The following is a 20,608-nucleotide window of genomic DNA, read 5'->3' as shown; positions in this document are numbered from 1 at the left end:
CCGGACATATATGCTGAAGATATGCCGGAGCTTCCCGAGGTCGAGGCACTGCGCGACTTCCTGACCGGCCACCTCGTCGGGCACGAGGTGGCCGGCGCGCTGCCGGTGGCCTTCCACGTACTGAAGACGTACGACCCGCCGCTCACCGCCGTGGCGGGCCGCACGGTGACCGCGGTGCACCGCCACGGCAAATTCCTGGACCTGGTGCTGGACGGATCGGGCGACGAACTCCACCTGATCACCCACCTGGCACGCGCCGGCTGGCTGCGCTGGCAGGAGAAACTGCCGGCCGCCCCACCCCGCCCCGGCAAGGGCCCCCTCGCCCTGCGGGTCACCCTCGCCGATGAGCCCGGCACCGGCTTCGACCTGACGGAGGCCGGCACCCAGAAGCGGCTGGCGGTGTACGTGGTCCGCGACCCCGCCGAGGTCCCCGGCATCGCCCGCCTCGGCGTGGACCCCCTGACGGAAGCCTTCACGGTTGACGCCCTGACCTCGCTGCTGACCGGGGACAACCGCCGGCTGAAGGGCTTCCTGCGCGACCAGTCGACGATCGCCGGAATCGGCAACGCCTACTCCGACGAGATTCTTCATGTCGCGCGCATGTCACCCTTCAAGCCAGCGGGCAACCTCACCGAAGCCGAGACCACCACCCTCCACGACGCGATCCGCACCACCCTGGGCGACGCCATCGCCCGCTCCCGGGGCATCGCGGCCGGCAAGCTCAAGGCGGAGAAGAAAAGCGGACTGCGCGTCCACGGGCGCACCGGCGAACCCTGCCCGGTGTGCGGCGACACCATCCGCGAGGTGTCCTACCGGGACTCCTCGCTCCAGTACTGCCCCAGCTGCCAGACCGGCGGCACACCACTGGCCGACCGCCGCACCTCACGCTTCCTGAAGTGAGGCGTCTTCCTCCTCATCCGCGTCCTCGCCGGCGTCACCAACACCATCACCCTCGCCACCGACATTGACCCCGTGCACCTCGGCGATCTCACCGAGCCCGCCGGCGTACCCGCGGCTGATGGCGTGGAAACCCCAGCCGTCCTCCCCCAGGGTCAGCTCGCCCAGCGTCAGCCCCGTGCAGTGCACCGGGCCGACCGGGAAGCCGTAGCACAGCAGCTCGGTGTCGCCGGCCGGGTCGAGCAGCCGGATGTGCAGCGCCCGCGCCTGCGACAGATCGTGCCCGCGCGCCTCGCCGTCATGGACGGACAGGGCGAACCGTACGGTCATCGCCCGCTCGTCCAGCTCCGGCAGCCGCACCGTGATCCGCGCCTCGCTCGACTCACCCGACTCGTCGGCGGCGAGCTGAACGCTCTCGTCTCCCGGATCGAGGTTGTTGTAGAAGACGAAGTGCTGATCGGAGAGCACCTGCCCGTCCTCGTCGAGGATCAGGGCGGAGGCATCCACCTCGGGCGCGTCCTCCGGCTCGACATCCTCCAACTGCTGCCAGTCCAGCCCGATCATGAAGGTCTCGGCGCCCGGCAGCACATCGTCCAGCAGCAGCCGCTGCCCGGTGGCCAGCGGCAGCCGCCCGCCACCCGGACGCGGGCAGCTCGACAGCAGCACCGCCCGCGGATCCACCCGGGTCGGCTGGTACGCGAGCGCCTCCTCCACCGGCTCGGCCGGCAGGTCCACGGCCAGGATCGCCAGCTCGCGCAGCCGCTCGGCGACCTCCGCCGCGCTGTCGGGCCGGTCGTCGGGGTCCTTGGCCAGCAGCGTCATGATCAGCTCGTCCCACTCCGGGGGCAGCTCGGGGCGCAGCTCGCTGGGGGGCGGCGGATCGGTCTCCATCTGCTGCCGCAGCAGCTGGTAGAGCGAGGCCCCGTGAAACGGCGGCCTGCCGGTCGCCAGCGCGTAGAGGACGCACCCGAAGGCGTACAGATCACTGCGCGCGTCGACCGTCCCGCCCTCGACCTGCTCGGGCGACATGTAAGCGGGAGTACCGATGACCACCCCGGTGGAGGTGAGCCGGGCGTGATCGGTGGACTCGGCGAGCACGGCGGCGATACCGAAGTCGAGGACCCGGGCCAGCCCGTCCGGTTCGACCATCACATTGCCGGGCTTGAGATCGCGGTGCACCACCCCGGCGTCGTGGGCGACGGCCAGCGCGCGGCAGATCTTCTCGCCCCACCGGCCGACCTCGCCCAGCGGCGGGATCTCCTCCGCCAGCACCTGATCGAGCGACCGGCCGGGCAGCCGCTCCATCACCAGATACAGCACGGTGTTGCCGTCGAAATCGGCCTCACCGACATCGTGCACGGTGACGATGTACGGACTGGACAGCCCGGCCAGCAGCTTGGCCTCCCGGGCGAAGCGCTGCCCGGCCTGTGGATCGCGGCCGACCGCCGAGGTGTTCACCACCTTGATGGCGACCTGCCGCTCCAGCCGCATGTCCAACGCTTCCCAGACGGTGCCCATGCCGCCCGCTCCAAGCAGCGGCCCGATCTGGTACCGGTCATCGAGAACCCGGCCCTGCATCTTCTGCACCCCCTGGCACACCGAACTGTTCGCCGCCCCGGGTACGTTAGCCGTTCTGCTGTCTGCCAGCGGAAAGGGCGCCGCTGACGCTAACTTTATGCGGCACAGGCGTCCATGGAGAGGGGACCGGGATGAGTGGCATAGCAGGAGGCACCGGAAACCCGGCACAACCCCCCTGGCCGCCCTACCCCGCACCGCACCAACCACCCGGCGCCGACGGCCGTTCCCCGGGCCCGTTCCTGGTGATCACGGCCCTGATCATCGTGGGCGCGCTGCTCGGCTTCCTCGCCTACCAGTCGGCGGGCGGCAAGCAGGAGCCGGATCGCACCCCGTCCGGCGGCACCCCGGACGCCCCGCTGTACATCCACGCGGTGGATGAAATCCTGGCGAACGAAGGGTGCCCGCGGGCCAAGGACATCGGCCACACGGCGGTCTTCGACCCGGCTGTCGGTTCCTGCCTCCTGCTGGACACCGAGGTCAACACCATGACGGTCCAGGCGCTGCTGGAGGCGAACGCGACATACAGCACGAGCGCCACCTGGATCATCCAACTCAGCTTCACCGAGGAGGACGGCGCCCGCTTCGCCGACCTGACCGAGATCGCGGCGGCCCGGCCCGCCCCGCAGAACCAGCTGGCGATGCTGCTCGACGGCGAACTGCTGGCCGCTCCGACCGTCATGACCCGCATCGAGGGCGGCCAGGTGGAGATCTCCGGATCCTTCACCCGGGACGAGGCGGAGGCACTGGCGGCCCGGCTGGCCCCCTGACCAGCACACCCCGGACCGTACGCACCATCCACCGGGGCCGCCGGAACACATCCAGCGCGGTGAACCGGAGCACCCCCCGCACCCCGGGCGTCGCCATCAGCCGATTGAACCGCACCACATCCCGCTGATGAGCGACCACACCACCGTGCCACCGGCACCCCTCCACCTCCACCACCACACCCGCCGCCGGAAAGAAGAAGTCCACCCGCACCCCGCCCAACCGCACCTGACACTCGGGACGGAGCCCCGCCTCCGCCATCCGCAACCGCGCCACCGTCTCGGCCGGCGACCCCGACTCCCCCCGCGCCAGAGCCAACGCGGCGAGCCCCCGCCGACCGCCGTGCAACCCGGCCAAAGCAGCCGAGACCTGACCGGCGGTAACAGCCCGCCCCCGCAAAGCGGAATCAGCGACCACCAGGCCCTCGTCCCCCACCCCGGCCCGCAGCACATCGGCAACGGTCCGCGCCGGCCCGGTGACCCGTACCCCCCGGTCCATCACCACGATGTCCTCCGCGCCGAGCGGCGCCCGATGCACCCGCATCCCCGCCAACGCACCGCCACCCCCGGTCCGGGTGACCTCCAGGGCATGCCGCAGCACATCGAACCCGAGCAGCGCGGCGGCCGACCGATGGCTGGCCACCACATCGGGCCGCCGCCGCTGCACCGCGTACAACCGCATCCAGAAACTGACCGCACACCCCGGCTCCGCGTACGCCCCCACAGCCACCCGCCGCCACCCCTGCCGCCGCAACACCCGCCGCACCGCCCCGACCGACACCCCGACCCGCACCATCTCCTCGACGAACAGCACTCCCCCATGACGAACCCCCAGTTCCTCCCAAGCGGCATCAAATGAAGTCACACCGAGATCACACACCGTCACCACAGAAGAATCCACCCCTGTGGATAACTGGGAAGGAGAGAAGAGAACGAGCGGAACTGTCAGTGCCTCCCCCTACGGTGCCGCCATGACAGGGGACACGACAGCGGAACCACTGGAGCGATACCGCCGGGAACTGACCGGCTACTGCTACCGGATGCTGGGCTCGGCCTTCGAGGCGGAGGACGCCGTCCAGGAGACCATGATCCGCGCCTGGCGCGGCCTGGACCGCTTCGAGGGCCGGTCCGCGCTGCGCTCCTGGCTGTACCGGATCGCCACCAACGTCTGCCTCACGATGCTGGACGGCAGCAAACGCCGCGCCCGCCCGATGGACCTGACCGCCGCCGGCACCCCCGACCACCTCCCGGGCGCACCGCTCCCCGAAACCGCCTGGATCGAACCCATCCCGGACACCGGACTCGACCCGGCAGAGGTGGCGGAGGCGAGAGAATCCGTCCGCCTGGCCTTCGTGGCCGCCCTCCAGCACCTCCCGCCCCGCCAGCGCGCGGTACTGATCCTGCGCGAGGTCCTCAGCTGGCGGGCCGCGGAAGTCGCGGAGCTGCTGGACACCACGGTCCCCTCGGTCAACAGCGCCCTGCAACGCGCCCGCACCACACTGACGAATATCCAGGGCACGGCCCCGCGAGAACTGGCACCGGCAGAGAGCGATCTCCTGTCCCGCTACCTGACTGCCTTCCAGGCATACGACCTGGACACCCTGACCGCCCTCCTCCACGAGGACGCGACGCTGTCCATGCCCCCGTTCGACCTGTGGCTGCGCGGCACCACCCACATCCGCGCCTGGCTGGAAGGCCACGGCGCCGGCTGCCGCGGCTCCCGCCTGATCCCCACCCGCGCCAACGGCTCCCCGGCCTTCGCCCAATACCGCCCGGGCGGCGAACCCTGGGCGCTCCAGGTCATCGAAACCCGGGACGGCCGGATCACCGGAATCACCTCATTCCTGGAAGTGACCCGCTGGTTCCCCCTGTTCGAGCTGCCCCTCCGGCTCAGCCGAGAGGCTTCACCCACCTGACCCACTGCTCCTCGGGCCCGTACCCACCGGCCTCCCATGCCCGCTGAGCCGTCTCATTGCGCCGCAACACCATCGCATCGGCCCGCCGCCCACCCAACGCCTGGAACCGCCGCTCGGCGGCGGCGAGCAACGCACTCCCCACCCCCTGCCGCCGCGCCCCGGGCGCCACGGCCAGCCGATAAAGGTGACACCGCCACCCATCAAACCCGGCGATCACGGTCCCCACGACCTCCCCACCCCGCTCGGCAACGAGCAACGCCCCCGGATCCCGCTCGATGAGCCGCCTCACCCCGGCTGGATCATCACTGATGCTGACCCCCTCAGCGGCCTCCCGCCAGAACCCGAGCACCCCCTCGACCTCATCCACCCGAGCCGCCCGAACCATCACATCAGCACCCATACCGAAGACCCTACAAGTCCCCCCATCCGGTCACACAACGCATTGTTAGGCTTGTTTACCGGATCCATGACACCGGCACGGGGGAGGGCCGCCAGACATGCCCGAACAGCACGACCTGGTCGTCAGCGCAGAAGACCTGGACCCCATCGCGGACGCGGCCCGCCAACTCCACGACGAGCTGGCCGAGCACGGCCGCATGGCAGAAACGGACGAACGCGCCGCCGGCGAGACGCTGTCCGCCCACCGCTTCGCCACCGGCCGTTCCCTGGGCCTGCTGGCTGACGGCTGGAGCCGCCAGGTCGACGATCTCCTGAACGACTGCGCCCGCATCTCCGGCCACCTGGACCAGACGGTGACCACGCACACCGAGCTGGAGTACCAGATCCAGGCGGACTTCCAGCGGATACAGCAGTCATCATCCGGCTACGCCAGAATCGTCGCCCTGGCCGGCGTTGACGATCCTCAGCCGGCACCGGCTGAGCTCCCACCCACCGAGATTGACATGGGGCGAGCCTGATGCCCAACTGGCCCGGCGCGGGCGCCGATTCCTTCTTCGCCAGCATCAATCCCGTCCCACTCGCAGCAGACGTGACCTACGAGAGCGTCCGCAACGTTGACCTCGACACACTGAGCAATACCGTCAACTCACTCAACGTCCTTGCGGGCAAACTGTCCGAACTGGATCGGGACGCCGGGGCCATGAACGGGATGGCGCAGAGCTCACTGTGGGCAGGCATCAACGCCACGGTTTCCAAGGCACATATTCGCCTGACCGCAGCCAAGTTCACACACGCTCGCGGTCAAGCCGAATCCCTCCACAATATTCTCCGGGCCCTGCTGGTCGACCTGCGGAACTGTCGACAGGAACTACTCGAATTCGAACGGAGCTCCGAGTCGTGGGGTGTCAGCATTTCCCGCGAAGGCGTCATCAGCTCAACCGATCCGCCATTTCTCACCCTCCAGCAAGCAAATGTCAACAGCCTCTTTCTAACCGAAGAAAGCATTCCCCCGGAAAAGTTGACAGCAATGCGCGAGCTGTCCGTCCATATTGACCAGACCATCGCACGGGCAGCCGAGTCGGACCGCATCGCAGCCCGTGCCCTGGCCGAGATCATCGATGAAGGCAACGGCAAGTTCAGCCCCACCGACCTGAACACCATGGAAGACGCGGCCCGGAGTCAGGTCGAGCAGGATGCGGAGACCTACGCAGAACTGGCCGGCAAAGAAAACCGCACCCCGGCCGAGTGGCGAGCCATGGGCGAACTCGCCGCTCGCCACTCGGACGACCCGGCTTTCGCCAATGCCGTGATCGACACCATCGGCATGGAGAACTACCTGGCGCTGGCCCAGGACCTGGACCACTCCGCGACAGAACTCGCGTCGGCGAACGTCGACGTCGATGCCATCAGAACCGGCATGGCCAACACCCTCAACACCGCCATGCAACCCCCCATCGACATCGCCACCAACCCACCGGGATCCGCCGCCTACAACGCCTGGATGCGCACCGATGAAGGCCGTGCCTACAGGGAACGCCTCGACAGCCTCAAAGCAATCGGCCCCGAGCGGATGTACGAGCCTACGGAACCCTTCTGGCTGGACCCCGTGCGGGACGAACGAATCGGCTATGACCTCTTCCTCGACCTCATGGAGAGCGCGGACGAGCCGATGAATGACGTCTTCTACTACGACGTGCTGACAGGCATGGTCGCGACAGAGAAAGCCAACGCCGGAGTCTGGATCGGCGACCGTTATCCTGACACCGAAACCGGCTGGGATCCCAAGAACAACGGCACCGACCGCCTCCTGCTCATGGGGGCGGAGCACAACATCGATGCGACCACCCTCTTCTTCGATCCGGACGAGAACAACAACCTCGAATACTTCATCGGCGACGGCGAAGGAAGCCGGCGGCTCAACTACAACCGCGACGGCATCGAGCTGATCCGTGACATGAACAGCGGCCGCGCTTATGATGCGTCGCCCGGCCTGACTGCGGCCCTGGAGACCGCCGCCACCGGCCGTCCTTCGGGTGGAGCGGCGGGCCCCGACTACGAGGGCCATTCCGAGGCCAACATCCGTATCGCAGAGCGGATCTGGGACACCTATGCCGAAGACCCGAGTCGATCCAGGGGCGGCCGGGCCACTCCGGACATGCGGCCCATGCTTGGCACGATCGCCGCCGACTACATAAGCGATATCTCCCATGCTGCTACCGACATGACCAACGGCAACCCGGAAGCCGTATTTGGAAATCAGACGGCAGCACTCTTGTCAGAGGTCGGCAAGAATATCGACGCTTACCAAAAAATCACCGTCGCCAATGAGTTTGACATGCATGCATCGATGGATGATGCCGTCAGAGATCATGGTCGGGACGAGAGCACTCTCCGTGAGGCCGCAGCAAATATCGCCAATCGAAACGGTCAGATCAGCGGCATCATGACCGATGCATACGCCACCGCTCGATTCGACGAGCAAATCGCTGCCGATGCCGCACACAATGCATCAGTGGATGAGATGGAAGCTGTCGTCTCCTTCTTCCTCGGAGGCGCCGTATATGGATCAATCGATAACGGTGGCGCGGCATCCATGACCGACTCACTCGTACAGGATTCCTCCAGCGGCGTCTTCCAAAAGTTCCGCGTCGACAACTCCATCGAAGCGACCGGGCAGGCGCAAAGAGATTATGACGACGCCCGGAGAGCACATGTGACTTCGGCAACGAGCGCACTGGAAAACGCTCTTGGCCGAGCAGGGATTGAAACCTCGGAGTTTGAAAATTACTCAACGACAGTGACAACTTTGGAGAGAGAGGCGGGTTCAGGATATGACACAGGTTCACATCGAGCCTACCGGCCGTAACCAAGGTCACGTCAGAGCAGCAGAAATGAAGCGAACCAGGGTCGCACTGATTATCGCCGCATGTATTGCCGCAGTGACCGCATGCACCACCACATCGGAGGAACGGGAGAGAACCTACACCATTCCCGGCCGACTGTGTGACATCGATATCGACATCGATCTGTATGATCCATTGTTTCCCCCCGGAGAAACGGTAGAGATCGACGGCGAGGCAAGAGATGGAAGCATGGAAACTCACTGCCGAATAGATGTCGACGGCGAGAAGGCGTTCGCCCTGACATCCACCCATTCCGGCTCTTCACAAGGCGTGGCGGACTATATTTCCGAAAGGGGATATATTCTGGATCTCGCAGAATCGTCAACTGTCGAGAACAGCAAGTACGACATCAGAGTATGGCCGAACATGGCAATCGGCTTTTCTCCTTGCGTGACGTCATATTTTGACGACTCGGGAGTCGGGTACGTCATCAGTATCGACTGGGGGGAGGGTCTTGATCATACTGATGCTCTCAGCGGCGTGATCGAATCCTTCATCGAAGCGCGCGCATCGCTCATCGATCCGACTTTCTGTGAGATTGAGTAACTTCTCCATGGAGTGTAAATCCGACCCAACAGAGTGAGCTGTCGGTCCGTCAGCTGGAACCGCGAGCGTCGACGCCGCGTATCGGCCGGCGCCGGACCCATATCCGGCTGGGGTGGCGCGTACACGTAAGCTCGGTGGGGCTTGGCGTCGTGCTGGGGGCAACGGGACGGGGAGGAACGGGGCATGGAACCGCTGGGGGCGGGCGATCCGCGACAGGTCGGCACGTACAAACTGCTCGGCAAGCTCGGCGAAGGCAGCATGGGCCACGTCTACCTGGCCCGATCCACCCGGGGCCGCACCGTCGCCGTCAAACTGATCCGCCCCGAACTCGCCGGCCACCCCGACTTCCGCCGCCGCTTCCAGGCCGAGATCGAAGCGGCGACCCGCGTCGGCGGACGCTGGATCGCCCCGGTCCTCGACCACGACTCCACCGGCCACGCTCCCTGGGTCGTCACCGACTACATCGCCGGTCCGTCCCTCCACACCGTGGTCACCGCCACCTACGGCCCGCTCCCCGAGCGCAGCCTCCGCCACCTCGCCGGCGGACTCGCCCAGGCCCTGAGCGACATCCACGGCGCCGGACTCATCCACCGCGACCTCAAGCCGTCCAACATCCTCATCACCATCGACGGCCCCCGCGTCATCGACTTCGGCATCGCCCGCGCCGTCGAGCCCGCCGGCACCACCATGACCCACGCCGGCTCCATCGTCGGCTCCCCCGGCTTCATGTCCCCCGAGCAGGCCCGCGCCCTGCCCGTCTCCACCGCAAGCGACATCTTCGCCCTCGGCTCCGTCCTCACCTTCGCCGCCACCGGCCGCAGCCCGTTCGGCTCCCTCGACAGCACGCTGCACACCATGCTGCTGCGCATCGTCCAGGGCGAGGAGGACCTCACCGGCGTCCCGGACAGCATCCGCCCCCTGGTCGAGATATGCCTCTCCCAGAACCCCGCCGGCCGCCCCACCCCCGCGCAGATCGACGAATTCCTCGCCCACTCCCAGCAACCCGACCCCCGCGCCGCCCAGGAACACTGGCTCCCCGCCACCGTCCTGGCCGGCCTCGGCAAGGACGCCATCGCGCTGCTCACCTCCGAGGACGCCGACGACGCCCCCGGGAGCCACCAGCCACCAGCACTCCCCGCCCCACCACCCGGCCCACCGTCCCCCGTACCCGCCCTGTACGGACCGGGTTACGCCCCCACGCCGGCCGTACCCGCGGGCTTCGGCCCGGCCACCGCACCCTTCACCCCGACGCTCCCGCCCGCGAAGAAGCAGACCGCTCCCTGGATCATCGCCACCGCCATCGCCGTCCCCCTCCTGCTCATCGGAGCGATCGTCCTCGCCACCAACCTCGGCGGCGACGACAAGGACGAAACGGCCAAGGACCCCTCACCGGCCCCCACGTCCCCCGAACCCGACCCGACCGCTACCGACGGTGACGGCGTCGGCCGGGAGTACCTGGGCGCCTGGCTCGGTCAACTCAGTCAGGCCAATGACGGCATCGACCCGGAGGACCAGGTCTTCCACCGCGTGGTCATCGCGCAGGACCGCACCAAGACCCTCGCCACCTCCTGGTATCTCACCCCCTACATGCTGTGCCACCGCGTCCAGGAACTGACCACCTCGGCATCCGGCGACATCGAGTTCTCCCGGGGCGAACTGACCGTCTACCCGGAGAACCTCGACGAGAGCGCATGCGACCTCGGCACCCAGACCCTCACCCCGGTCGACACTCCCGAAGAGATCCTGACCTGGACCTCCTCCTCCATGGACCTCGAAATGGAGATGACGCCCAGCCCCGAGGACGACGAGATGGGTCTTCCTCGCCAGATGCGCTACACCTTCTCCTACGACCTGCCCAGCGAATACTTCGAGCTGATGGGCGCGCCCGAGGCCGCCGATGGAGAGCCCTACCAGCTCAACGTTCTCGGCGGCGAGCCCGGCGAGAACGGACTGAGCATCTACGCTCCCGACTACTCCTGCTCCTGGCGGTCCGTCCTGGTCTACGCGGACGCGGGAGCAGTGCTGGTCGGCCCGCTGCTCCCCACCTGGACGACAGATGACAGCTGCGACATCGAGATCCGCTCGTTCATACTCGTCCCCGATGAGGACTCCGAGGAGGGCATCATCATGCGTCCCCTGGACCGCGAGGACGAGTTCACCTTCACCCTCCAACCACACAGCTACTGACCGGTGGCCGCCGCGTAGCGCGGGAAGCGGGCCGTGTCGATCCGGCAGCCCAGCGGTACGGGGAGGGTGATCCCGTCTCCGTACCCGCCGCGTTGGGTGTCCCGGTAACGGCCGCTCTCCGGCGCTCCGTTCAGCGACCACAGGCCGCGCCCCGGGTCCACCAGCGCCAGCAGCCGTACCCTGGCCTCGGCGTACGCGTCCAGCACCGGATCGCCGTCCACCGAACCGTCCGCGCCGCCCGGCAGCACCACCACCGCCAGTTCGACGGCACGCGGATGCAGCAGCGACTCGTCCGAGCCCAGGAACCCCACCGGGCAGACCGCCAGATCCGGCGTCAGATACGCGTCAAGCCCGGCGGCCGGCCGTGCCACCGAAGCCGCCCGCAACGGTACGAGGTCCGGCGCCACCGCCATCCGCAACTGCGCCGCGAACTCCCGCAGTACCCCGTGCCGTTTGCCGCACACCGGCTTCTCCGGATCCGGCGGTACGTCGATCCGCACCCCCGTCACCCGCTCCACCACCCTCGCGGCGGATCGCAGTTGCCCACTGGTGAGCGTGACGGTCCCGGCTCCCCGCCTCACCGCAGACCGCCCGTGATCGTGAACCACACCAGCTTCCCCGGCCCCGGGGTGTGGTGGCACACGCCCCACTCCGAGGCGTAGAGGTCGATGAGAAGCAGGCCCCGGCCGTGCTCGTCCTCTGGCGGAGGAAAGCCGGCCGGGGGCTGCGGCACTCCTGGCGCGGAGTCGTGTACAGACACCCGCACCGCCCCCGCCGGGGTCCACGCCGCGTAGAGCGCGACGGGGCTGGGCCGCACGCTGTTCAACGACGCGACCACCGCATTGGTCACCACCTCGGAGGTCAGCAACGTGGTTTTCTCCACCAGATCGGCCTTCTCGGGGGACGAGTGCGTCACGGCCCCCAAGGCCGTACGGATCGCTTCCCGCGCGCTCCGCACCCAGCGGATATCGGGCGGGAAGGTGAACGAGAAGTCCCCGCCGAGCGGGGGAAGAACAGCGACGGCACACATGACGGACCAGCTCCTCTCGGACGTAACCGGCCACCCACCGTGGCTCGCCGCAACGACCCACTGCTGCGGTGCACTTCGGACTTATGGCGGTCCAGGTTGGTACGTCCACGACGGTAGAGTCTCGCGTGTAGCGTGTGCAACATCATGTGATACCTCCCCTCCATTGAGTGATTTTTTATCGAACGCCCTGACAGGCGATGTCTCATATGAATGGAGTTGAGCCATGGGACTGCGATCAAACCCGAGTCAGCGACAGAGGCGCCTGGGCCAGGAACTTCAGCGGCTACGCGAACCCACCGGGCTTTCCGCAGCTCAGGCAGGCGCGGTCGTCGGACTCGGGCGTGCCCACCTGAGCCATATCGAAGCGGGGCGCACACACATCTCGGGCGAGAAGATCAGAACACTAGCCGCCGCATACGGTTGCACAAGCGGAACTCTGATCGATGAGCTGGTCACGATGGCCGAGTCAACGGGTCGGGGCTGGTGGTCCGAATACAAGCGACTCCTCGGCACCCAGGCACTCGATCTCGCGGAACTGGAGTTCAACGCAGCGGGACTTCGCTCGTTTCAGTGGCTCTACGTGCCGGGGCTTCTCCAGACCCCTGACTACATCCGGGCGCTCTTCCAGAACGGGGACCTCGACCTCTCCGCAGACCTCATCGACCGATTCGTCGACTTCCGGCTGCACCGACAGCAGGTACTCGCCGAGGACCCCGTGCCACAGTTCCACGCCATCATCCACGAATCCGCCTTCCACATGGGTTTTGTGGACAGCAAGATCATGAGCGCTCAGGTCGAGTACCTCATTGAGGTATCGCAGTTCCCCCACATCAACATCCAGGTGATGCCGTTCAACACCCCATCCAACCCAGCCGCCCCAGGAGCACCCTTCACCATCTTCGACGCCAAGGTCCCTGAGCTGCGAACCGTCCACGTTGAGCAGCCGATTACGTCGGGGTTCCTCGGCGACCTGCATCAGATCAGCCAGTTCACGACACACCTCGCGCGGCTGAGTAACGTGTCCTTGGCGCCCCTCGATCCTGAAAGCCCGTACGGCGAGGGCTCATTCGGATTGCTGCAACACCTGCTGTACAGCATGAAAGAGGCGAACCGTGTCGGACCTTGAGTGGCAGAAGTCGAGCTACAGCAGTGGCAACCCCAACCAGGACTGCCTCGAATCCGCTCGCAGCCCGGACGGTCTCCTCCTCTTCCGGGAGAGCGACGACCCCGCCACCGTCCTGGTCACCACGCCGGCCCGTTGGTCGGCCCTCCTGCGGGCCGTCGCCGAGCGGGCCACACACTAGACCTTCACAACGCGTACCGGGCCAACTCAGGCAAGGCTGACTGATCGTTCCGGCCAAAGCTCACCGTTGTCGGTCCGGGACGCTAACGTCATGTGAGGAGGTAATAGACTCACGGCGGTTGTTGAGGGGGCACGATCATGAGCTACGGCGGCGATGGCTACGACGACGAACGCGACCGTGGCGTCCCTTCACAGACCCGCACCCGGCTGCCCGAACAGGACGGTTTCGGCGCCCGGAAGCCCGCCGCCTCGCCGGGCCGCAGCGTGGTCACCATCGTCGGCATCGTCCTCATCCTGATCGCCGCCATCGTCTTCGCCAACCGCGCCGACGACAGCAACGGCGGCGGGGACAGCGGCGGGTCGGGCGACGGCGACCGGCCCGGGGCCAACCCCACCGCCCCCTCCGGTGAACAGCCCGTGGACGGCTTCACCAACGGCATCCCCTCCGGCCACCCGCAGACCGCGCAGGGCGCGGAAAGCGCCGCCACGAACTATGCCGTCGCGCTCGGCGGTGAAGGCATGTTCAACGCGCAACAGCGCGAGCTGATCGTGACCACCATCAGCGCCTCCGCCACCGCAACCGACCTCCTCCAAGCCTTCAACGCCGACTACAGCCCCGCGTTCAACGAACGCGTCGGCCTCGACGCCGACGGCAACGCCCCCGACGGCCTCACCTTCGTCAGCCGCGCCACCCCCATCGGCTCCTATCTGACCGCCTACACCGACGGCACCACCGCCGAGGTGTCCGTGTGGTGCTCAGGACTCTTCGGCCTCGCCGGCTCCGAGTCACTGACCCCCGTCAGAAGCTCCTGGTTCACCATCAACTTCACCCTCACCTGGGAAGCCGGCGACTGGAAGGTCACCGGCACCACCCAGACCGAGGGGCCGACCCCGGTCCCCGGGGACAACCGGGCATCCGGAGCCGATGAGATCGCGGAAGCCGTCGAGGAGTTCGGAGGGTTCACCTATGCGCGCTAGCCTCCGGCCGCGCCTGGCCACACTCACGGCCACCGTAGCCGCCTTTCTCGTCACCAGCCTCGCCTTCGCCACCCGCGCCCGAGCCGACGAGGACGACGAGACAGCCCCGGAGGACGAGGGCAACCCCGACTGCGAACTCATCACCGGCTCCGCCCGCGACTACTGCGAGGGCAACGGCAGTGGCAGCGGCGGAGGCGGCGGCACCAGTCGCCTCGACTCCACCCTCGACCCACTCTCCTCCCTCGCCCAGGGCTGCGCCGACGCCGCCGCCTGGATCGTCGATCAGCTGTCCGCCGCCGTCTCCGGCACCACCAACGTCGACTTCACCAACGGCGCCTTCCTGCGCCAGTACGCCGTCGTCTTCGCCGCCTCCACCGTCCTCACGCTCATCCTCTGGCTGCTGGCCATCGCCAAGCGCGCCATCCGCGGCGTCCCGCTGACCACCGCCATCTCCGAGGCCATCGGCTTCCTCTGGCTCACCGTCATGGCCTCCGCCTTCACCCCCCTCATCCTCTACGTGGTCGTCGCCGCCACCGACGGCGTCACGGACGGCATCGTCACCGGCACAGGGGACAACTCCGACCAGTTCTTCGGCTCGTTCTCCGCCGCCCTCGCCGCCGGCGAGGACATCGGCGGCGGACCGATCATGCTGATCGTCGTCTCCCTCATCTCCATCCTCGCCGCCGGTGTCCTGTGGCTCGAACTCGTCATCCGCGCCGCCCTCCTCTACGTCGGCGCCCTCCTCGGCACCGCCGTCTACGCCGGCCTGGTCGACAAGAACCTGTGGGGCCACGTACGCCGCTGGGCCGGCATCATGATCGCCGTCATCCTCCTCAAGCCGGTCATCGTGATCGTCCTCGGCCTGGCCTCCGCCCTGTCCACCACCGAGGGACCCTCCGCCTTCTCCGCCGTCGTCTCCGGGCTGGCCATCATCCTGCTGGCGATCTTCGCGTCCGCCATGATCTACCGCTTCGTCCCCGGCTTCGGCGACGAGATCGTCAGCCACCGCGCCGCCCGCCAGGACACCTCCAGCCGCGCCGCCAAGGCCGCCATCGCCACCCCCGCCACCGTCCTCCGCCAGGGCATGGGTACGCACGGGGCCCGTGATGCCGCCCCCGCCCAGGCCACCGGCGGCGGGCAAGGCGCCCAGGGCGGCGGCAGCGGCGTCGCCGGCGGGGTCGCCGCGCACGGCAGCCGGGGCGGCGGGGGCGGCAAAAGCGCCGGATCGCCCAGCGGCCCGGCCGCCCCCGGTAACCGAGGAGGAGGCAGCAGCAGGTGACCAGCCCGCCGCACACACTCACCCGCCGCCGTACGTACCTCATCGGCCGCGCCCGCCCCCAGGCCCTCGTCGGCCGCAACCGCGAAACCGGCGAGATCGCCCTGATCGTCGCCGGCGCCTTCCTCGGCATGATGAGCGGCATCCTCATCCCGCAGCTCACCATCCGCATCGTCGGCCTCGCCGGCTTCCCCCTCCTCGCCCTGGCGGCCATCTACATGCCCTACAACGGCCGCACCTTCTACAAGTGGTTCGAAATCAACCGACACTTCCGCCGCACCCAGCGCACCGGCGCCACCTACCGCTCCGCCGCCGCCGAAGCCGGCACCAGCCTCGCCGGCCGCGAGGTCGAGATCGGCGCACCCCCCGGCGTCGGCCGCGTCCAGTGGCTCGCCGCGCCCTTCGGCCCGGACGAGATCGCCGTCCTCCTCCACACCGAGAAACGCACCATCACCGCCGCCATAGAAATCGAGGGCCCCGGCGTCGGCCTGCGCGACAGCGAGGACCAGGAGGCCCTGGTCGAACGATTCGGCACCCTCCTCAAGCACGTCGCCAACGGCGACGGCCACGTCACCCGCCTCCAGATGCTCGCCCGTACCCTCCCGGCCGACCCCGACGCGCACGCCAACGACGTCACCGACCGCGGCGACCCCAACTCCCCCGCCTGGCTCCAGGACTCCTACGAACAGCTCCAGTCGATGGTGTCCACCTCAAGCGAGCAGCACCGCGCCTACCTGGTCGCCTGCATGCACTACTCCCGCGACCTCAGCACCGAGGCACAGACCGTCGCCCGCGCGGACCGCGCCGAACACCCGGGCCGCGGCGGCAGGCGCCGCATGTCCCAGGACGACGCCCTCGCCGTCATCATGGCCCGCGAACTCGCCGACATCTGCGCCCGCCTCACCGAGGCCGACATCCGCGTCCGCCAGCCTCTCGGCGAGGCCCGCCTGGCCTCCCTCATCCACTCCATGTACGACCCGGACCACCCCATCGACCACCTCCAGGCGATGTCCCGCCGCAACGCCTGGCCGGCCGAGCTCGACGCCCGCGAGCCCACCTACCTCCAGGCCAAGACCCGCGAGTCCGACACCCGCGAACCCTGGTGCCACGCCACCGCCTGGATCAAGGAGTGGCCGATGACGCCCGTCGGCGTCAACTTCCTCGCCCCGATCCTCGTCCACACCCCGGACGTGATCCGCACCGTCGCCGTCTGCATGGACCTCGAACCGACCGAGCTGGCCATCGAGCGCATGCTCACCGAGAAGACCAACGACGACGCCGAGGCCGCCCGCGCCGCCAAGATGAACCGCACCGTCGACCCCCGCGACGTCGCCGCCCACAGCCGCGTCGACCAGCGCGGCGACGACCTCGCCTCCGGCGCCGCCGGCGTCAACCTCGTCGGCTACCTCACCGTCTCCTCCCCCAACCCCGAGGCCCTCGCCCGCGACAAGCGCACCATCCGCGCCTCCGCCGGCAAGTCGTACCTCAAGCTGGAATGGTGCGACCGCGAGCACCACCGCGCGTTCGTCAACACCCTCCCCTTCGCCACCGGGATCAGGCGATGATCACCCCCCAGGCGCCCAAGGAGGTGCCGTCATGCCGGCCCGCGACCCGCTGAACCTCATCACCGAAGCGTTCACCAGCCTGCTCTTCGGCCGCACCGAAACCACCCGCCTGCCCGTCCGCACCTCCACCGGACAGGCCCAGGCCGTCTACCTCCCCACCGCCGCCCCCGGCCTCGGCGACTCCGGCGTGATCATCGGCCGCGAGGTCTACTCCGGCAAGGGCTACATCTACGACCCGTTCCAGCTCTACGGCCAGCAACTCCCCGCCCCCCACTGGCTGGTCCTCGGCGAGTCCGGCAACGGCAAGTCCGCCCTGGAGAAGACGTACGTCCTGCGCCAGCTCCGCTTCCGCGACCGCCAGGTCGTCGTCCTCGACGCCCAGGGCGAGGACGGCGTCGGCGAATGGAACCTCGTCGCCCAGCAGCTGGGCATCACCCCCATCCGCCTGGACCCGATGGCCGCCCTCGACGGCACCGTACGGCTCAACCCCCTCGACCCGGCCATCACCACCACCGGACAGCTCGCCCTGCTCCGCACCATCATCGAGGTCGCCCTCGGCCGCGGCCTCGACGAACGCTCCGGCTTCGCGCTGAAAGTCGCCCACGCCTACGTCAACCAGGCCGCCGCCCAGGCCGGAGCCGGCCGCCAGCCCATCCTCACCGACATCGTCGAACGCCTGCGCCACCCACTCCCCGAGTCCGCCGACGCCATGAACGTCGCCCTGGAGGACGTACGCGCCTGGGGCCTGGACGTCGCCCTCGTCCTGGACCGCCTCGTCGACGGCGACCTGCGCGGCATGTTCGACGGCCCGACGACCGTCGGCATCGACCTCGACGCCCCGCTCATCGTCTTCGACCTCTCCCACATCGACCGCAACTCCATAGCGATGCCCATCCTGATGGCCATCGTCGGCGTCTGGCTGGAGCACACCTGGATCCGGCCGGACCGCAAGAAACGCATCTTCCTGGTCGAGGAGGCGTGGCACATCATCAACTCACCCTCCGTCGCCCAGCTCTTCCAGCGGCTGCTGAAGTTCGGCCGCCGCCTCGGCCTGTCCTTCGTCGCCGTCGTCCACCACCTCTCCGACGTCGTGGACGGCGCCGCCGCCAAGGAAGCCTCGGCGATCCTGAAGATGGCCTCCACCAGAACCATCTACGCCCAGAAGTCCGACGAGGCCCGCACCACCGGACAGGTACTCGGCCTGCCCCGCTGGGCCGTCGAGATCATCCCCACCCTCACCCCCGGCATGGCCGTGTGGGACGTCAACGGCAACGTCCAGGTCGTCAAGCACCTGGTCACCGAGTCAGAACGCCCCCTCGTCTTCACCGACCGCGCCATGACCGAGTCCTCCGTCCAGCAGTCCGAGGAACGCGCCGCGCTCGAAGCCGGCCGCACGGACGAGAACGCCAACCCGCTCGGCCTCACCGACCCCTTCGAGGCCGAGACGGAGGAACGGGTCATCTCCTTCGAGAAACGGCAGGGCGTCGGATGAGCACCAGCACCCCACCCCCGCCCCGCCGCGGCGGCGTCCCTGACGCCCTCCTCGTCGGCGGGCTCGGCTTCGTCCTCGGCCTCACCGTCCTCACCTGGGCCGCCACCGGCCTCGCCGGCTGGGTCACCCACGGCGCCTGGCCGGACGGCGTCACCTTCCTGCGCACCGCCACCGCCCTGCGCCACTTCCTCACCCAGCCCGGTGACATCCCCGGCGCCTGGCCCCAGGCCGACCCGGCAACCCTGCCGGCCGCCCCGCTGCTGTGGCTGGTCTTCCTGGTGCTGGTCATCATGCTCTTCGGGGGCGTGCTGTGGATCGCCATCCACGTCTCCCGCTGGCGCGCCCGCCCCGGCCGCGAGCCACAGGTACAGCAGGAGCCGGAGCAGCAACCGGTGTACGAGGCCACCCCGGCCCCAGCCCCAGCCCCAGCCCCGGCTCCGAGCCCGAACCCGGCCACCACCTACGCGTCGCCCCGGCCCCAACAGCCGGTGGCCGCCCCCGATCCGGTGGACCGGGTGGACCCGGTGGATCTGGTGGCAGCCGTCCTGGCCGCCCCCGAGGGCCTCATCGTCATCGACCCCACCGCCCGCCTGTGGACCAGGACCGCCACCCGGCGCGGCAAGCAGGGCCCCGTCCACGTCTACGACCCGGGCCACGCCACGGACGCCCCCGTACGGCTGCGCTGGACGCCCCAGCGCGGGGCCGAGGACATGCCAGGTGCCAGGGCCCGGGCGAAGGCCCTGCTGGGCCCGGTACGCCCCACCGAGCCCATCTTCCAACTCGACGCGGAGACCGCCGAAACGCTGCTGCGCTGCTATCTGCACGCAGCCGCCCTGGCCGGCGAACCGATCCAGAGCGTCCAGCGCTGGACCCAGGGCAAGGCGACGGGCAAGGCCGCCGGCGAACCCGGAAAGATCCTGCGCACCCACCCCCGCGCCGCCGGCGGCGCCGCCATGGAGCTGGAGAGCGCCCTCACCACCATGCCGGAGCGCAGGGACGCCGCCCTGGTCCTCATCGGCCGCGCCCTGGACGGCCTTGACCAGCTGCACATCCGCCAGTCCTGCACCCCGGGCCGGGTGGACACCCTGGCCCTGGACAACCTCGCCAACGAGGGCGGCACCCTCTACATCATCGGCGACCACCCACCCACCGCCCCCTTCCGTGCCGCCCTGCTGGACGCCCTCACCACCGAACAGCCGAAGCTGACGGTCATCGGGAGAGCGTGAGCTCGACCGCCCGGAACCCCGGCATGCGGGGGTCGGGGTGGTCGGTGCCGGTGGGGCGGAAGCCGAGCGACGTGTAGAAGCGTGCGGCCCGGGGGTTGTTCTCGTGGACGCGGAGCCGAAGCTCACAGCCGCCGGCCCAGGCGATGGCCCGCTCCATGAGCGCCTTGGCCAGCCCGGTGCCCCGATGCTCGGGGCGTACGTACACACCCACCACGACGAAATGGCCCGCCCCGGGGGCGGGCTCCGGGAACACGGTCACCATGCCGGCCCAGGATGTGCCCGCCACTTCCGTTTCCGCTCCGGGCTCGCCGATGAAGGTGGTGGCCCGCTCCCCGGCGGCCCGCCGCTCCCATTCCTCCTGGGGAATCTCCAGGGCGGCCTCATAGGTCTGGTAGAACGCGACCTCGGCCAACGGGTCCAGCAACGCGGCCAGCCGCAGCTCCCGCAGCCGCGCCCAGTCCTCGCGGCGGGTCTCCCGGATCGTGTACGTGTCCATAAAACAAGAGTAGGCCCGTTGGGGATCGAAATCCCCAACGGGCCTACTCTGT

The 20,608-nt window shown here is 68.7% G+C and carries 20 protein-coding genes; 14 read left to right on the top strand and 6 right to left on the bottom strand.

Features of this window, described 5'->3' with window-relative positions:
- The first annotated feature begins 21 nt into the window (after positions 1–21).
- Positions 22–900, top strand: a complete 879-nt coding sequence (locus AC5WRL_RS26640; RefSeq protein WP_496091223.1) for an Fpg/Nei family DNA glycosylase — start codon at positions 22–24, stop codon at positions 898–900.
- Here AC5WRL_RS26640 and AC5WRL_RS26635 read toward each other — a convergent pair.
- Positions 883–2,475 (bottom strand): protein kinase domain-containing protein, encoded by a 1,593-nt coding sequence (locus AC5WRL_RS26635; protein ID WP_496091272.1) that lies wholly within the window; start codon positions 2,473–2,475, stop codon positions 883–885. The genes AC5WRL_RS26640 and AC5WRL_RS26635 overlap by 18 nt on opposite strands.
- 131 nt (positions 2,476–2,606) lie before the next feature.
- Here AC5WRL_RS26635 and AC5WRL_RS26630 point away from each other — a divergent pair, with 131 nt between their 5' ends.
- The gene (locus AC5WRL_RS26630; protein WP_496091222.1) at positions 2,607–3,242 is read left to right on the top strand and encodes a SecDF P1 head subdomain-containing protein; all 636 of its coding nucleotides are present in this window, start codon (positions 2,607–2,609) and stop codon (positions 3,240–3,242) included.
- Here AC5WRL_RS26630 and AC5WRL_RS26625 read toward each other — a convergent pair.
- Complete coding sequence (locus AC5WRL_RS26625) at positions 3,196–4,104, bottom strand: hypothetical protein (protein WP_496091221.1); 909 nt, start codon at positions 4,102–4,104, stop codon at positions 3,196–3,198. The genes AC5WRL_RS26630 and AC5WRL_RS26625 overlap by 47 nt on opposite strands.
- Positions 4,105–4,210: 106 nt before the next feature.
- Between AC5WRL_RS26625 and AC5WRL_RS26620 the strand changes: the two genes are divergently transcribed.
- The gene (locus AC5WRL_RS26620) at positions 4,211–5,155 is read left to right on the top strand and encodes a sigma-70 family RNA polymerase sigma factor (RefSeq protein ID WP_496091220.1); all 945 of its coding nucleotides are present in this window, start codon (positions 4,211–4,213) and stop codon (positions 5,153–5,155) included.
- Here AC5WRL_RS26620 and AC5WRL_RS26615 read toward each other — a convergent pair.
- The gene (locus AC5WRL_RS26615; protein ID WP_496091219.1) at positions 5,130–5,555 is read right to left on the bottom strand and encodes a GNAT family N-acetyltransferase; all 426 of its coding nucleotides are present in this window, start codon (positions 5,553–5,555) and stop codon (positions 5,130–5,132) included. The genes AC5WRL_RS26620 and AC5WRL_RS26615 overlap by 26 nt on opposite strands.
- Positions 5,556–5,652: 97 nt before the next feature.
- Between AC5WRL_RS26615 and AC5WRL_RS26610 the strand changes: the two genes are divergently transcribed.
- From AC5WRL_RS26610 to AC5WRL_RS26595, 4 genes are all read left to right on the top strand, one after another.
- On the top strand, positions 5,653–6,072 hold the full coding sequence (locus AC5WRL_RS26610; RefSeq protein ID WP_496091218.1) for a hypothetical protein: 420 nt from the start codon (positions 5,653–5,655) through the stop codon (positions 6,070–6,072).
- A complete protein-coding gene (locus AC5WRL_RS26605; RefSeq protein WP_496091217.1) occupies positions 6,072–8,420 on the top strand; it encodes a hypothetical protein in 2,349 nt (782 codons plus the stop codon). The genes AC5WRL_RS26610 and AC5WRL_RS26605 overlap by 1 nt, the downstream gene beginning before the upstream one ends.
- A complete protein-coding gene (locus AC5WRL_RS26600) occupies positions 8,386–9,003 on the top strand; it encodes a hypothetical protein (protein WP_496091216.1) in 618 nt (205 codons plus the stop codon). Before AC5WRL_RS26605 ends, AC5WRL_RS26600 begins: the two co-directional genes overlap by 35 nt.
- A 183-nt stretch (positions 9,004–9,186) precedes the next feature.
- On the top strand, positions 9,187–11,190 hold the full coding sequence (locus AC5WRL_RS26595) for a serine/threonine protein kinase (protein ID WP_496091215.1): 2,004 nt from the start codon (positions 9,187–9,189) through the stop codon (positions 11,188–11,190).
- On the opposite strand, the gene AC5WRL_RS26590 is transcribed toward AC5WRL_RS26595, so the two are convergent.
- Positions 11,184–11,771 (bottom strand): hypothetical protein, encoded by a 588-nt coding sequence (locus tag AC5WRL_RS26590; protein WP_496091214.1) that lies wholly within the window; start codon positions 11,769–11,771, stop codon positions 11,184–11,186. The genes AC5WRL_RS26595 and AC5WRL_RS26590 overlap by 7 nt on opposite strands.
- The gene (locus AC5WRL_RS26585) at positions 11,768–12,220 is read right to left on the bottom strand and encodes an ATP-binding protein (RefSeq protein WP_496091213.1); all 453 of its coding nucleotides are present in this window, start codon (positions 12,218–12,220) and stop codon (positions 11,768–11,770) included. The genes AC5WRL_RS26590 and AC5WRL_RS26585 overlap by 4 nt, the downstream gene beginning before the upstream one ends.
- 223 nt (positions 12,221–12,443) lie before the next feature.
- On the opposite strand from AC5WRL_RS26585, the gene AC5WRL_RS26580 reads away from it, so the two are divergent.
- The 7 genes from AC5WRL_RS26580 to AC5WRL_RS26550 all read left to right on the top strand — a co-directional run bounded on the left by AC5WRL_RS26580 (position 12,444) and on the right by AC5WRL_RS26550 (position 20,060).
- Positions 12,444–13,346: a helix-turn-helix domain-containing protein gene (locus AC5WRL_RS26580; RefSeq protein ID WP_496091212.1), complete on the top strand. Its 903-nt coding sequence runs from the start codon at positions 12,444–12,446 to the stop codon at positions 13,344–13,346.
- Positions 13,333–13,524 (top strand): DUF397 domain-containing protein, encoded by a 192-nt coding sequence (locus AC5WRL_RS26575; protein WP_496091211.1) that lies wholly within the window; start codon positions 13,333–13,335, stop codon positions 13,522–13,524. Before AC5WRL_RS26580 ends, AC5WRL_RS26575 begins: the two co-directional genes overlap by 14 nt.
- A 137-nt stretch (positions 13,525–13,661) precedes the next feature.
- Positions 13,662–14,501, top strand: a complete 840-nt coding sequence (locus AC5WRL_RS26570; RefSeq protein WP_496091210.1) for a hypothetical protein — start codon at positions 13,662–13,664, stop codon at positions 14,499–14,501.
- On the top strand, positions 14,491–15,780 hold the full coding sequence (locus AC5WRL_RS26565) for a hypothetical protein (protein WP_496091209.1): 1,290 nt from the start codon (positions 14,491–14,493) through the stop codon (positions 15,778–15,780). The genes AC5WRL_RS26570 and AC5WRL_RS26565 overlap by 11 nt, the downstream gene beginning before the upstream one ends.
- Positions 15,777–17,342 carry an SCO6880 family protein gene (locus AC5WRL_RS26560; protein WP_496091208.1) on the top strand — a complete coding sequence of 522 codons (1,566 nt, stop codon included), beginning with the start codon at positions 15,777–15,779 and terminating at the stop codon, positions 17,340–17,342. Before AC5WRL_RS26565 ends, AC5WRL_RS26560 begins: the two co-directional genes overlap by 4 nt.
- Positions 17,343–17,373: 31 nt before the next feature.
- On the top strand, positions 17,374–18,834 hold the full coding sequence (locus tag AC5WRL_RS26555; RefSeq protein WP_496091207.1) for an ATP-binding protein: 1,461 nt from the start codon (positions 17,374–17,376) through the stop codon (positions 18,832–18,834).
- On the top strand, positions 18,831–20,060 hold the full coding sequence (locus AC5WRL_RS26550; protein ID WP_496091206.1) for a type VI secretion protein: 1,230 nt from the start codon (positions 18,831–18,833) through the stop codon (positions 20,058–20,060). Before AC5WRL_RS26555 ends, AC5WRL_RS26550 begins: the two co-directional genes overlap by 4 nt.
- Here AC5WRL_RS26550 and AC5WRL_RS26545 read toward each other — a convergent pair.
- On the bottom strand, positions 20,044–20,556 hold the full coding sequence (locus tag AC5WRL_RS26545; protein ID WP_496091205.1) for a GNAT family N-acetyltransferase: 513 nt from the start codon (positions 20,554–20,556) through the stop codon (positions 20,044–20,046). The two genes, AC5WRL_RS26550 and AC5WRL_RS26545, sit on opposite strands and share 17 nt — an antisense overlap.
- Positions 20,557–20,608 lie beyond the last annotated feature (52 nt).

The sequence above is a fragment of the Streptomyces sp. NTD107 genome, from assembly GCF_059510435.1.
This window is presented reverse-complemented; position numbering and strand designations above follow the sequence as displayed.